The 14115-nt window shown below is 49.4% G+C and carries 14 protein-coding genes; 8 read left to right on the top strand and 6 right to left on the bottom strand.

The genetic code is table 11. From position 1 onward, the window contains the following. Positions 1-610: 610 nt before the first annotated feature. The 3 genes from C2M24_RS15285 (at position 611) to C2M24_RS15275 (ending at position 2311) form a co-directional block, all read left to right on the top strand. Positions 611-1012, top strand: a complete 402-nt coding sequence (locus C2M24_RS15285; RefSeq protein ID WP_105216043.1) for a hypothetical protein — start codon at positions 611-613, stop codon at positions 1010-1012. Positions 1013-1140: 128 nt separating this feature from the next. Beyond that, positions 1141-1662 carry a GNAT family N-acetyltransferase gene (locus C2M24_RS15280; RefSeq protein WP_105216041.1) on the top strand — a complete coding sequence of 174 codons (522 nt, stop codon included), beginning with the start codon at positions 1141-1143 and terminating at the stop codon, positions 1660-1662. Between the two features lie 100 nt (positions 1663-1762). Next, on the top strand, positions 1763-2311 hold the full coding sequence (locus C2M24_RS15275; RefSeq protein WP_233999563.1) for an Lcl C-terminal domain-containing protein: 549 nt from the start codon (positions 1763-1765) through the stop codon (positions 2309-2311). A gap of 30 nt (positions 2312-2341) precedes the next feature. On the opposite strand, the gene C2M24_RS15270 is transcribed toward C2M24_RS15275, so the two are convergent. The 3 genes from C2M24_RS15270 to pxpB form a co-directional block, all read right to left on the bottom strand. Beyond that, entirely contained in the window at positions 2342-2554 is a 213-nt protein-coding gene (locus C2M24_RS15270) for a DUF2061 domain-containing protein (protein ID WP_105216037.1), read from the bottom strand. A 130-nt stretch (positions 2555-2684) separates the two neighbouring features. Further along, on the bottom strand, positions 2685-3641 hold the full coding sequence (locus tag C2M24_RS15265; protein ID WP_105216035.1) for a biotin-dependent carboxyltransferase family protein: 957 nt from the start codon (positions 3639-3641) through the stop codon (positions 2685-2687). Positions 3642-3644: 3 nt separating this feature from the next. Continuing rightward, positions 3645-4304 (bottom strand): 5-oxoprolinase subunit PxpB, encoded by a 660-nt coding sequence (gene pxpB / locus C2M24_RS15260; protein WP_158683790.1) that lies wholly within the window; start codon positions 4302-4304, stop codon positions 3645-3647. A 158-nt stretch (positions 4305-4462) separates the two neighbouring features. Here pxpB and msrA point away from each other — a divergent pair, with 158 nt between their 5' ends. Beyond that, on the top strand, positions 4463-5755 hold the full coding sequence (msrA, locus tag C2M24_RS15255) for a peptide-methionine (S)-S-oxide reductase MsrA (protein ID WP_105216031.1): 1293 nt from the start codon (positions 4463-4465) through the stop codon (positions 5753-5755). A gap of 284 nt (positions 5756-6039) precedes the next feature. On the opposite strand, the gene C2M24_RS15250 is transcribed toward msrA, so the two are convergent. Next, positions 6040-7038: a GlxA family transcriptional regulator gene (locus tag C2M24_RS15250; protein ID WP_233999562.1), complete on the bottom strand. Its 999-nt coding sequence runs from the start codon at positions 7036-7038 to the stop codon at positions 6040-6042. 120 nt (positions 7039-7158) lie between these two features. On the opposite strand from C2M24_RS15250, the gene C2M24_RS15245 reads away from it, so the two are divergent. After that, positions 7159-9054, top strand: a complete 1896-nt coding sequence (locus C2M24_RS15245; protein WP_105216027.1) for a beta-ketoacyl synthase — start codon at positions 7159-7161, stop codon at positions 9052-9054. 81 nt (positions 9055-9135) lie between these two features. Here C2M24_RS15245 and fghA read toward each other — a convergent pair whose 3' ends face one another. Then, entirely contained in the window at positions 9136-9984 is an 849-nt protein-coding gene (fghA, locus tag C2M24_RS15240) for an S-formylglutathione hydrolase (RefSeq protein ID WP_105216025.1), read from the bottom strand. Positions 9985-9993: 9 nt separating this feature from the next. Then, the gene (locus C2M24_RS15235; protein WP_233997887.1) at positions 9994-11121 is read right to left on the bottom strand and encodes an S-(hydroxymethyl)glutathione dehydrogenase/class III alcohol dehydrogenase; all 1128 of its coding nucleotides are present in this window, start codon (positions 11119-11121) and stop codon (positions 9994-9996) included. A gap of 93 nt (positions 11122-11214) precedes the next feature. Here C2M24_RS15235 and C2M24_RS15230 point away from each other — a divergent pair, with 93 nt between their 5' ends. From C2M24_RS15230 to lolD, 3 genes are all read left to right on the top strand, one after another. Continuing rightward, a complete protein-coding gene (locus C2M24_RS15230) occupies positions 11215-12123 on the top strand; it encodes a LysR substrate-binding domain-containing protein (protein ID WP_199775733.1) in 909 nt (302 codons plus the stop codon). A gap of 85 nt (positions 12124-12208) precedes the next feature. Continuing rightward, positions 12209-13417, top strand: a complete 1209-nt coding sequence (locus C2M24_RS15225) for a lipoprotein-releasing ABC transporter permease subunit (RefSeq protein WP_105216023.1) — start codon at positions 12209-12211, stop codon at positions 13415-13417. Then, positions 13410-14111 (top strand): lipoprotein-releasing ABC transporter ATP-binding protein LolD, encoded by a 702-nt coding sequence (gene lolD, locus C2M24_RS15220; RefSeq protein ID WP_105216021.1) that lies wholly within the window; start codon positions 13410-13412, stop codon positions 14109-14111. The genes C2M24_RS15225 and lolD overlap by 8 nt, the downstream gene beginning before the upstream one ends. Positions 14112-14115: the final 4 nt, after the last annotated feature.

The raw sequence follows: 14115 nt of genomic DNA, 5'->3' as shown, positions 1-14115 counted from the left end.
TTTTTTATGCGCCAATTTAGTGCGCGATTTCACCCTTATGCACTAAGGTGGGTTTTGGGCGGTCAATCTCCGAGCTGCTATCGCCATTTTATGGGAAAAGCGGTCTTATTACGTGCCGTACTCATTGTGCCCATTAGGAGGGTGGACGTTTGCTTGCACCAAATAAGCGCAGGCTATAGATGGGGGTATTTGGTTTTATTTAACTGGTTATTGGTGGGATAAGAAGGCGCATTTCACCACTGGGAAAATATTGCTCTGTCGTAATTGTTGTCAATAGATACTGCCGAGTCAGCAGATAAGCTGAGATGTTATTTAACTAGAGTGAAGGTGCTTTCATCTTGAGTAATTGAACGCTGTGTATAAATACAGTAATTATTAGGTTGCGTGTATAGTCAAGAAAACGACCCAGTCGCTTCTTTTTGTCGGACTGCTATTTGAAGCTACCAGCTTTGAGTTCCGCACTAGTAAGGGCTACAAGAATTTGTTATCAATAGAGAAAGGACAAAAACGAGCAAAGCTGTGGTAGAAAAACGCGCGTTTAGCTCGTTATAAACATGTTATGCACGAAACTAAACCTTCGCTCTGATTCTGTATTTTGGAATAGATTAAATTGCCATACGAATTAAAATTTACAAAAAAGCTCGACTTTGGCGACGAAGATAATTATTTCAATGAGTGCTGCTATGGCGGGGACATCATTGTTGATCTCCTGCTGCCTGGTGTCAGATCAAACTACTTAGATATTCAAGACGATCAGGAAGACTGGGGCTGGTTCATTTGGTTTAGTAACGGAAAAACCCGATGCGCAATTGATGTTTTCTGTGATGACCCTGTTGTCGGAGATTATACGCTCCATGTTACCTGTTACGACAGGGAACGTAAGTTTATGATATTTTCTTCTGAAGTTGAGAATAAAATAGAGCTAGAAAGAGTTCGGGATTTAGTTGTAGGGTCACTTAAAGACTGTTTAGGCGTAAATGTTGAGTCACGCTATGAGTCGAAATTTGCATAACAAGCCGCTGCACGTGGACCCATGCTACGCGGCAAAAATTTGTGGCTCACTTCGTTCACTTTATCACAAATTTCAGCCGCTCCGCATGGTCCAGTGAGCGGAGCGTTATCCCTATAAAAAGAGGCTCCATGTTCCTAAAGATATCGAATAACATACATCTTAATCATTTAAGCGTTACAGATGCGCCACGACTTTATGAGGCGGTTGAGCTAAGTAGAGCAAACCTATCGCAATATATGGCGTGGGAAAAAAGCGTCCTGGATAGTGCCAGTGCGAGGGCTTATATAGAAAGCCGCTTGAATAGTGGCTTAGATGGGGCGCAGTGGTTCTCGATTCAGTTTCACAACCAATTCAGTGGTGTCTTTGGTGTTAAATATATTGACCCTGATAAGGGAGTATGTGAACTCGGTTACTGGCTTGCCGACAACGCCCGAGGCAATAGGGTGGTTGGGCAAATCTTAGCGGTGATGATCCCCTACTTAGCGACTGAGCTGGGTGTGCGAACCATTGAATTCCAGTGTCTAGAAAACAATTTTGCCAGCATTAAAATAGTTGAACGTGCTGGGGCAAGGCTTTTAAGGAAAGTGCCAAATACATTGGACATCCCAAATAAAGAACAAGCAATCGGCATCTATTCGCTGCACGTATAGACGCTGCTTACCACGGCGTTAAGCCTGAATTGGCTGCGGCAATGTTTAATTAGATAGAGAATAAAGAGCCTTGTGCTGGACTAACTAAATGCAGAGACACATGAAACTTAAATTAATCGCAGTAATAGCACTTGTATTGAGTACTGCAGCCAGTGGCTCCAACAAGTGCGCTTCTCTCGCAAATAGCTGTATTGATGTCTTCGATACGGGCAGTGGAAAATTGTTTACTAACTCACCATCAGTGGCTTACCTAGACGGTATTGGAGGAAGTCCAACACATCCAACACACCCAACTTGGACTGTGGATGGCACGCGGGGACCATCCGGCACTTTCTACCTATTCAACTGGAGCAATGCAAAGGCACTGTGTAATACCTATAATTCCCAAAGTCTCGGAGGGCGAACCAACTGGCGATTACCAACGCTAGAAGAGTTAATGGGTTTATATGACAGTTACGGTAATATGTTTAGTGCACGCGGTTGGCCAACCGATGGCACTTACTGGTCGGTGACAGCTGATGATGCTTACTATTACGACGTGGATCTCGGTTATGGCTATGTGAGCACCAGTGAACCGAACAGCACGAGCGACAACCCCCACTTATTCCCGAGCTATACTACCTACGCTTCCTGCGTTTCAAACCCTTAGCATTGAGTGTTTTAGACAAGAGACGCTGCTTTAAGCAAGCAGCACACTTGTGTCTTCTGCATTCATAGCGTGCTTACGCTCAACCAGTCCCCAGGCTTTCTCGTGGAAGTAAAATGCCACTGTATTAACCGCCGGCTCGACAATGGCGACCAGGCCTCCAAGCACCAGGCTACCGGTTAATAGGTAGGTTACACCAAAGGCAATGGCGAAATGCATGGTTGCGAAAGTGGCTGTTTTCTTCATGACTAATTCTCTAAATCTCCAGTTCAAGTCCGTTTATTATTAGTCAGGCATATTGATAGATAAAATGGGTTTATATGATTAATGCAATCACAAAAATAGAATGAATAACTCAAATAAGCTTTTGAGCGTTTTAACTAGACTCGCGGCGATAGCGCATGGCCAAACGTAGGCGATTAAGCTCGTTCTGATGTTGTTGATTCAATTGTCGCGCCTGAGCCAGGGTCACCGGGGTAAAGGTGACGCTGTGGCCACCCCTGAGTTGCCCTAAGCGCGGCAGATCTGCGGCGAGCACCTGACCCAACAGCGGATAGCCGCCGGTGGTTTGGCAATCATTTAACAGGACTATGGGCTCGCCGCTTGGCGGCAGTTGTATACTACCCGGTGCCACCGCCGTGCTTTTAATGCTTAAAGCATGGCTAATGGACTCGTCAAGGTCCGCGCTGGTTGGCTCTGCCTGCAGGCGTAACCCCATGCGGTTGCTTTGCGCCGATACCTGCCAAGTTGCCTCGCTAAACGCGAGTTTAAGTTTTGCTGCTAAGCCAAATTCTCTGGGCTCGGCAATATAATGGATTGGGCCTTGGCGCCTGGGTAACTTGGCTCCCCAATTAAGCCACTCAAATTTGCTGGTGGCGAAAGCAACTTGTTGTCCTTCCTTAAGAGCGTGCCCATCCAGGCCGCCGAATCCGGCCATGCAATCCGTGCTACAACTGCCCAAGACCGGCTCTAAAGCAAAACCACCGCTTATGGCTAAATAGCAGCGCAGGTTCAGAGACGAGGAGGCAAAGGTGAGGGTTTGCCCAGCTTCAGCCCGGTAACACCAGCCGGTTTCTATGCGCCTCCCGTTTAAATTAGCGCTCATATCGGCGCCGCTAAGAGCAAAGCAGCACGGTCGTTCAAAACGCAGCTTGGCCATGCCCAGGGTGATCTCTAACGCGGCAGCATCTTCGTTATTGCCTACCAATAGATTGGCAACCCGCAGGGCATCGCTATCAAGGGCGCCGCACTGGGATACGCCTAAGTGACGGTGACCAAAGCGGCCAAGGTCTTGAATAGTTAGCTGGGGTCCGGGCTTAATGATGGTCAACATGGACTAAGCCTCCACAAAGCGCAGGGTATCGCCAGGGGCGAATAATGCCGGTGGCTGTTTACTTGGGTCAAACAGCGTCTGCTCTGTGTGGCCGAGAATATGCCAGCCACCAGGAGAGTTAGCAGGATAGATGGCGGTTTTATCTGCGGCGATGGCAACGCTGCCTTTGGGCACTAAGGTACGGGGTGTAGCCAAACGTGGCAGGTGCAGGCGCGAGTCCAGGCCGCTGATGTAGGCAAAGCCGGGCTGAAAGCCGATAAAGTCCACGGTATAAAGCCCACTGGTGTGAATATTTATGACCTCGCGCTCGCTAAGGCCACAACTCTTAGCTACCGAGGCGAGATCCAAGCCGTGTTTGCCACCGTATTGCACCTTGATCTCATGAAACTGGCTTTGACTGCTATCTTCATCAAATTGCTGCCATATCAGCAGCAAGTGTTTTTGCACCCTCTCTAATTCGAGATGACTGCGGCCATACAGGGTCAAGGTTTGATCGGCACTGACTACATCTACATAATCAGGCTGTAGCAGCAACTGGCGGGCCAAGGCATTTATCATACGCTGTTTTTGCGCCTTATCGAGCGCGCTAATAGGACTGGCGTCCAATACCAGGGTGGCGTTATCGATTTGATAAAAATGCGGCGCCGGCAAGGCTGAAGTCATAGCAAGCTGATCCTTAATTCTGGTGTTACGGCTTAGCTCTGGGCTGTGTGAATAATTATAAGCCTGGGTACGGTCTAATAAACAGGTGCAGGGGAAATATGAGACCTGCATTGATATCGCCGAATATCTTCTTATCTCTACAGTCTATCGGGGTTATTATGTTTAACAAGTTGTTTTTATGCGCGATTTCACTGTTTCTTGGGCTAAGCTCAAGCGGCTTGCTTGGCGCCGATAAGGCGCAAATGACCAACGCGACGCAACAAATTGTGCTCGGGGCTGGGTGTTTTTGGGGCGTTGAAAAGCGTTTTGAAGCCTTACCTGGGGTGCTCAACGCCGAGTCGGGTTATGCAGATGGACGCGGATTTAAACCCACTTATAAGAACATCATCGCCAGAAAACGTCGTTTTGATGAAAATAACTATGCCGAAGTGGTACGCGTGACCTTTAATGCCAATGTCGTCAGCTTAGAGCAAATCCTCCAGTTCTACTTTGAACAACATGACCCTACCCAGGTTAATCGTCAGGGCAATGATAGGGGCACCCAGTATCGCTCGACCATACTTACCTACGATGAAACGCAGCAGGGTATTGCCGTTAAGATACAGAGTCAGTATCAAAAATTATTAACCCCGGCCGGTTATGGCCAGATAGCGACGGTTATCAAACCGCTGGATAAATTCCATCCTGCCGAAAATTATCATCAGGACTATCTTCGCAAAAACCCTAATGGCTATTGCCCAGATCATTCCACCGGCGTTCGTTTTGCAAAGCAAGAAGAATCTCGGTTAGATAATACGCCGCTGTTAAAGGGTAAGCATATTGTCATGCTCGATGCCCGTGCCTATTGCCCGTACTGTGAGAAACTTAAGGCGGATGTACTGAATGACTATCAAGGCTCTATCGAGGTACATATGCGCTATGCGTCACAGCTTGATGGCCTAAGCGTGACCACACCCACTTTTGCGACGCCGACCATCTTATTTTTAGAAAACGGCAAGGAAGTGGCGGGTTATCAGGGGTACATGGAACCGGGTCTGTTTTATAAGGCGCTGGGCGCGTTCAAACTAGGAGACACCGAGGCCTATCGGGTCGCCTTTAACAAGGGCACGGATAATCGCTTTTGTAAGGAATATGAAATCTTTAAAAATACACCGGACGGTGTGTTTATAGACAAACTCTCCGGTGCACCTCTATTCGATACCAAAGACCGTTTTAATTCCGGCACTGGCTGGTTGTCATTTACCAAACCCGTGGCGGGGCAGGTAACCCGTCATCAAGACAACAGTTATGGCATGCGCCGCGTGGAAATTCGCTCTAAATCCTCAGGTATTCACTTGGGGCATGTCTTTGCCAACGAGGGGCCGGGAGGCAAACCACGCTATTGCATTAATGCCACAGTGTTGGAATTTGTACCCCGGGCCCAATATCTTGCCCGTACCCAAGCGCAATAGAGCGCAATAATGCTTGGGCCAGGGTCTGTTTATCTTTGCGGTTTACTTTATGTTCAATCTAAACGCATTCTGATCACGACGCTCGTTATGGTGCATAGTCATTCTATGTTCATAGCGAGTAACACAGAGCAGGATGCGTTTAGATGAACCCGTAGGGCAGCGCTTGTAGTGCATTTCTACTGTGTTGTTACATGCTTATGTAGAATAACTACACCACACATGTGCCGCCTTGTATAAATTCACTACAAACTGCTGCAGAAACAAACAACAAAGGTCAACAGACCCTAATCACTGTCGCTGCTAAAGAGCTTTTTACGCACCAGGGTGCGGTACTCACTTGGGCTTTGTCCTAGCTCCTGGGCAAACAGCTTATTGAGCAGTGCCTGATGGTTAAAGCCCAGCTCCAAAGCGATATCGTTAATGCTGAGGTTGGAGTTGGCGAGCAACTCTTGCCCGGCCTGTACCTTAAGCTTGCGCCAATATTGATTCGGACTTAGGCCGGTGGCCTGTTTAAAGCGCCGCGTCAGGGTGCGCTGTGAGATGGCAAATTGACTGGCTATGTCGGCAATACTCAGTTCCGCGCTCAGGTTATTCTTCAGCCAAAACTGAACCTGGGCGATAAGCTCATCGGGGTGACGTTCATTCATACCTTCTAGGTAGCGCTGTTGCTCATAGGGTTTTCGTACCTCATGGGAGAAGTTGCGCTGCACATGCAGGGCACATTCGCGGCCATAGAGATTCTCAAGGATATGCACTATCACGTCGGCTAAGGCATTGAGGCTGGCGACACAATAAAGCCCCTCGGCCTGAGTAATAAAGTACTCGGGCTTTAGCTCAACTTTGGGGTAATCGCGCTTAAACTGATCGGCATAATGCCAATGGGTGGTTGCCGGGTGGCCGTCGAGCAATTTGGCCTCGGCGAGAAAGCAGTTGCCGGTGCCAACGCCTATCATGGCGCAGCGTTTTGGGTCGAGCTTGGCCAGCGCCTGAATCATACCCTCTTGTTTTCTCAATACCGGACGCGGGTTGCGCCACAGGCTGGGTAAAATAAGCAGATCACAGGTATCTAGTGCATCTAATCCGACGTTGGCGGTGAAGGGCAGGCCACTGTGGGCGAGAACCGGCTCAGTGGTTTGTGCCATCAACTGCAGGCAGAGTTTCGGTGCTTCCTTGCTATGGCGCCGTGCAAAGGCATAACCGGCGTGGAGCATCTCAAAAGGCAGGGTCAGGCTGGTGGCCAGCATTTGTGGATACAGGGCTATTAATACGTTAAATGGCTTCATAAAAGATCCGACCATTTAAATTTGGCCGTATTTGATAAATATATGGCCATTAAAACACATATCGACCGCTGTGTTCCACTTACACTAGGGACAATTTCCAAAGTAAAAGAATGAGTTGTTATGAGTGCATTACCTGTAATTGTTGCCATGGGTGGTATTAATGCCGCCGGGCGCACGTCATTTAACCAGGGTTTCCGCCGTGTGGTACTCGACGCCTTGCCATTAGCACAGCGCCAAGAAACCCTATTAGGCCTGGCCAGTTTAATGAATCTGGTAAGTGACGAGCAGGGACAATTGCTGAGCAAGGATGGCGTTGCCATCACAGCCGACAATGTTGAAGCGCAACTGGGCGAGCAGATCCTAGCTGGTACCCTAATTCGTCGTATCGAAGAGCGTTTCTTCGACGTTGACGCCACTCATTCGCACCAAAAATTGGTAGCCCAGGCCAGTGCGCCTATCAGCTTTACCACCCGTAAGCGTCAGCTACCTGAGCCTATCCCAAGTAATTGGCAAGTCACCGAGCTGGAAAAAGGCCAGGTTGAAGTAACCATTTGTGGTGATTTTGAGGTTAAGCTCGACAGTTACCGTGACAACCCGATCAAGGCTGCTGGTCAATTGCCTACCGGTTTTGACCCATCGCAAATGTATAACAGCCGTTATCAGCCGCGTGGTCTGCAAGCCACCATTTTTGCTGCCAGTGATGCGATTCATGCCAGCGGTCTGGATTGGCAAAAGGTGATGAACTCGGTGGAGCCGGATCAAATCGGTACCTACAGTGCGTCTGTGGCCGGTCAGGTGAATAGCGAAGGTCTGGGCGGTCTGTTTAAAGCGCGTCTGCAAGGTGACCGTGTGAGCACCAAACAGCTGGCGCTGGGTCTTAATACCATGTCTACCGACTTTATCAATGCCTATGTCACCGGTAACGTGGGTACCACTTTTACCACCTCAGGTGCTTGTGCCACCTTTTTGTATAACCTGCGTGCTGCGGTACACGACATTAAGGCTGGTCGTACTCGTGTTGCTATCGTGGCTTCAAGCGAATGTGCCATCGAGCCGGAGATTATTGAAGGCTTCGGTAATATGGGCGCCTTGGCCAACGACGATAACCTGAAAAAACTTGATGGCAGCGATGAAGTGGATTACCGCCGTACCTCGCGTCCATTTGGCGAAAACTGTGGTTTCACCATAGGTGAGGGCGCTCAGGTGACCATATTAATGGACGACGCCTTAGCGTTGGAATTAGGCGCTGACATTCTTGGCAGTGTGCCGGATGTGTTTGTTAATGCCGATGGTTTTAAGAAGTCTATTACCGCACCGGGTCCGGGTAACTATATCACTATGGCCAAAGCCGTGGCATTGGCACAAGCCATTGTTGGCGATGAAGCCATCAGTGAGCGCAGCTTTATTCTCGCCCATGGTTCGAGCACACCACAAAACCGTGTGACCGAGTCGGCGATTTACGACCGTATCGCTACTGCTTATGACATTAACAATTGGCCGGTTGTGGCGCCAAAAGCTTTTGTTGGCCACACCATAGCACCAGCCAGTGGCGATCAGCTTGCCTTTGCCCTGGGTGTGTTTAGCGACAACATCATGCCGGGTGTAACCACCATAGATAAGGTGGCGGACGATGTATTTAACGCTCGTCTTAATATCAGCCTGGAGCATTATCAATGTGCCCCTCAGGATGTGGCCTTTATTAACTCTAAAGGCTTTGGTGGTAACAACGCCACCGCGCCTGTGCTCAGCCCAAGTGTGACTAAACGCATGTTGGCTGCTCGTCATGGCGATGCTGCAATCGCGGAGCATGAAGTGGCCTTTAAAGATACAGCAGCGCAACAGCAGGTTTATTTTGAACAGGCGCAACGCGGCGAGTTTTCACTTATCTATCGTTTTGGTGAAGGTCTTATCGACGAAAATGCTATCAGCTTTGATACCGAGCAGATGCAGATCCCGGGCTTTGATAAGCCAGTTCGTCTGGATATTGCCAATCCGTACAGCGACATGACCAAATAAGCTGGTCGTGAAAGAATGAAAAAAGCCCCGCATCAGCGGGGCTTTTTGTTATCTGTAAGGGCCGGCCCTAAGGGCTTTCCCTTAGCCTAAGTATTGTGCATGGAAGTGCAAGTGCTGGTCGATAAAGCTACTGATAAAAAAGTAACTATGATCGTAACCAGGGTGCTGCTCTAGGCAAAGAGAGACATCGGCTTGCTCTGCCGCGGCGATTAAACGCTCCGGTCGCAGCTGGCTTTCCAAAAAGGTGTCACTCATGCCCTGGCTGACCAGCAGCGGCGGGCATTTATCCACTGGGGTATGGCTGAGTAGCTCACAGCTGTCATAGGCCTTCCAACTCTCCCTGTCTTTACCCAAATAACCACTAAAGGCTTTTTCACCCCAAGGGCAGCTAAGCGGGTTGGTTATAGGAGCAAAGGCACTAACACTTGTGTATTGGCCAAGATTACGTAAACCTAAAACCAAAGCACCATGACCACCCATGGAATGGCCGCTTATGGCCTTTTTACCATTACTGGGAAAGTGCTCATCTATCAGTGCCGGCAGCTCAGAGCAAATGTAGTCATACATTTGGTAGTGCTGCTTATAAGGCTCTTCGGTGGCGTTAACGTAAAAGCCGGCACCTAAACCGAAGTCGTAATTGCCCTCGGGATCATCGGCAACACCCTCGCCACGTGGGCTGGTGTCTGGTGCTACAAGAATAATGCCGAGCTCGGCGGCGGTTTTAAAGGCCGCCGCTTTTTGCATAAAGTTTTCATCGGTGCAGGTTAAACCCGACAGCCAATACAGCACAGGTGCCTTTGCGGTTTCATCCACGCCCGGGGGCAAAAAGATGGCAAAGGTCATGGTGCAGTTATTCACCGCGGATTTGTGGCTGTAACGCTTATGCCAGCCGCCGTGTACCTTATTATTGGCAATTAATTCCAGGCTCATATCGCCCCCTTACTTATCGTAATGGATCACGCTGCGAATACTCTTACCCGCGTGCATCAGCTCGAACGCCTCGTTGATGTCTTCAAGAGGCATGGTATGAGTAATAAAGTCATTCAGAGCGAACTCGTTATTTAGGTAACGCTCTACGATTTCTGGCAGCTCTGAGCGACCTTTTACGCCACCAAAGGCGGTGCCGCGCCATACACGGCCTGTTACAAGCTGGAATGGACGTGTTGAGATTTCCTGACCGGCACCGGCAACACCGATAATCACAGACTCACCCCAGCCCTTATGACAACATTCCAAGGCGCTGCGCATCACATTGACATTACCGATGCACTCGAATGAATAATCAACACCACCATCTGTCATCTCAACGATCACTTCCTGGATTGGTTTATCGTAATCATTGGAGTTGATAAGGTCGGTAGCGCCAAGTTTCTTCGCCAGCTCAAACTTACTTTCGTTGATGTCGATACCGATAATGCGACCGGCACCGGCCATTTTAGCGCCGATAATGGCCGACAGACCAATGCCGCCCAAACCAAAGATAGCGACTGTGTCACCAGGCTGCACTTTGGCGGTATTAAGCACAGCGCCCATGCCGGTAGTAACACCACAACCTAATAGACAGACTTCTTCCAAAGGCGCTTCTTTATTCACCTTGGCGAGGGAAATTTCAGGCAGAACCGTGTACTCGGAGAAGGTTGAACAGCCCATGTAGTGATAAATTGGCTCACCGTCTTTATAAAAACGTGTGGTGCCGTCTGGCATCAGGCCTTTACCCTGGGTTTCACGAATTTTCTGACACAGGTTGGTTTTACCCGAGGTACAGAACTTACACTCGCCACATTCCGGGGTGTAAAGAGGAATAACATGGTCACCCACGGCTACACTGGTCACGCCTTCGCCTATGGCTTCAACTACACCACCGCCTTCATGGCCTAGGATGGCAGGGAAGATGCCTTCAGGGTCTTCACCAGAGAGGGTAAAAGCATCGGTATGACACACGCCGGTGGCATGGATCTTTACCAGCACTTCGCCGGCTTTCGGCATCATCACATCGACTTCTTCAATTTTAAGTGGTTGCTTAGGGCCCCAAGCAACGGCGGCTTTTGATTTAATAAATTCAGCCATAACCATGGATCTCTTCTTATGAAATGAGGTGAAATTATTACACAATATGTTAAGTTTTAACTGGAATTAATATACTTTTACACAGAGGTAATAATGCGTTGGCAAGGCATGCCGGAATTTATTGCTGCGGCGCAAGCTCAATCCTTTACCGCCGCGGCACGGCAAATAGGCACCTCGGTGGCCCATATCAGTCGTTCAATCAGTGCCCTGGAGGAGTATTACAATACTCAACTTTTTATTCGCAGCACCCGTAAGGTGGTGTTGACGCAACAAGGTGAGTTGCTTTTGCACCATGCCAAAAAGGCACAGAGCGTACTTGAGCAAGGGGAGTGGGCGCTGCAACAGCAGCAGGCCCAGCCCAGTGGGCAATTGAGGATCACCGCACCTGTAATGTTTGGCGAGCAATTTATTATGCCCCTGGTGCACGAATATATGGCCCTTTACCCTAAGGTCAGCGTCACCATGATCTTGAGTAATCAAACCATGGACTTAATTGGTGAGCATATAGACCTGGCTATACGTATCGGTGAGCTTGCGGACTCGAATCTTAAAGCACGTCGACTGGCATCAAGGGCGGTAATAGTCTGTGCGTCACCTGAATACTTAAACGAATACGGCCAGCCTTATGTATTGAGTGAGCTTGCTCATCATCAATGCCTTCTCGGCCATGCCGACACCTGGCGATTTCAAGAAGATGGGCGCTTTAGGCATGTAAAAATAGCCAAGACCAAATTACGCTGTAACAGCGGTTGGGCCTTGGCGGATGCGGCCATGCGTGGCTTGGGGTTGGTACAACTGCCGGATTATTATGTGCAACCGGCGCTGCAACAGGGCCAGCTTAAAGAGGTGCTGCACAGTTTTGCAATTCGCAAAGAGCCCATCTCAGCCATTACCCCGGCTAATTTATACCAGGCCAATGCCACCAAGGCGCTGATGGATTATCTTGCCGAGCATCTAAGCGATAGGCTAGGGGCCAGTTACGACCTTGGGCTCGGGCGATAAATTCGCCTACCGGAAGTGCTGAGCATACCCATGACCGCGTCCCTGTGTTAGCATCGTGACAATTTCGTTTTATTTTAAGCTGTTGATGTATAAGCCTGTCAGTTTATTTATTGGTCTACGCTACTCGCGCTTATCTAAAGGCAGTGCGTTTGTCTCCTTTGTCTCGTTTTTTTCCATTGCCGGTATTGCCCTGGGGATCACCGCCTTGTTTACCGTGATGTCGGTAATGGATGGCTTTGAAAACAACCTAAAACGCACCATGCTGTCGATGATCCCTCATTTGCAATTTACTATGGCCGAGCGAGAGCCCCAGGCGCAGCAAGAGTTGATCGCAGATTTAAAAGCGCAGCCGGAAGTCAGCTCGATCAAGCGTTATCATCAGGCTCAGGCCATAGTGCAAAGCGCCGCCGATATTCAGGGCGTACTCTTGCAAGCGCCTTATCTAAGCTTACCGGATAATGTGGTTGAGAATATCGAAGTGGGTAGCTTGAAGAGCCTCTATAACGAGCGCTATCAGATTGCCATCAGTCGTTATTTGGCCCGTACGTTGGATGTGGGCGTCGGCGATACGCTGCGCGTGACCATTCCCAGTGTGACTACCTATACCCCCATGGGGCGTATACCGGCGCAGCGATTATTTACCGTAGCTGTGATCTACCGCACCGGCTCAGAGTTGGATATGCATACCCTGTTTACCTCAGGAGAGTCACTGCAGCGCTTATTGCGTATAAAAAATGCCGATGATGCGCCCATTGAAGTAAGCCTGAGCGATGCTTTTAACAGCGAATTGGTGCTGTCACGCTTAAATGAGCAACAGCGTCAGGGCGTCACAGACTGGCGGCAGAGTCAGGGCAGCTTATTTGCTGCGGTGGCGATGGAAAAACGCATTATGAGCCTGCTTTTGGGGCTGATATTTATGGTCGCCGTGTTCAACATTTTATCCTCTTTAACCATGATGGTGAGGGAGAAACAAGGCGAGGTGGCAATTTTGCAGACCCTAGGGTTAGATCACAGCCAAATTGCCAGAATTTTTATGATACAGGGTTTATATAACGGTGTGGTCGGCAGCGTGATAGGCGCGGTTTTAGCTGTGTTGGTGGTTTTTAACCTCAATGCCATTTTGGCGGCGGTCGGTTTGCATTTATTTGGTCAACAAGAGCTACCGGTAGTGGTGTCCTATGGCAATCTAATGCTAATTGTACTTGGGGCCGTGGTGATGAGTTTTGTCGCCACCTTGTATCCAGCGAAAAAGGCCGCCGAGGTGCGTCCAGCAGAGGTGTTAAGGTATGAGTAGTAAGGTAATTAGTTGTCAGGGATTGACCAAGGTTTACAGCGATGCGGCGGAGCAAATTGAGGTGCTTAAGGGCATAGATTTAACCGTTGAGCGCGGTGAAAGCGTTGCTATAGTCGGCTCTTCCGGCTCGGGTAAAAGTACCTTATTGCATATTCTTGGCACCTTGGATAAACCCACGCAGGGTAGCTTGGAAATTTGCAATACCGAGGTGGCCAAGCTGACGCGTAAGCAACAGGCACAGTTTCGAAACAAGCATTTGGGCTTTATCTATCAGTTTCACCATCTGCTGATGGAGTTTACGGCACTTGAGAACGTGGCCATGCCCTTGCTGATAGCGGGAATGGATGCCAAAGAGGCCGAACAAAAAGCGAAAGTCATGCTGGAGAAGGTGGGACTGACCCATCGCGCCCAGCATAAACCGGCAAAACTGTCCGGTGGCGAGCGCCAGCGTGTGGCTATTGCCCGTGCCGTGGTGAGTGGACCGGATCTGGTGCTGGCCGATGAGCCGACGGGTAACCTGGATAAACACAATGCCCAGCGTATCTTCGCCTTGTTGATGGAATTGCAGCAGGATTTGGGCACTAGCTTTGTGGTGGTGACCCATGATCTTGATTTGGCCAGTCGCCTTACCCGTACCGTGGTCTTGGATGAGGGCGTATTGAATCCGCAAAGGTCCGAGGCTCATGTACTATGAAGGC

This window comes from Pseudoalteromonas sp. T1lg22 (assembly GCF_002964645.1).
Taxonomy (GTDB): Bacteria; Pseudomonadota; Gammaproteobacteria; order Enterobacterales; family Alteromonadaceae; genus Pseudoalteromonas.
This window is presented reverse-complemented; position numbering and strand designations above follow the sequence as displayed.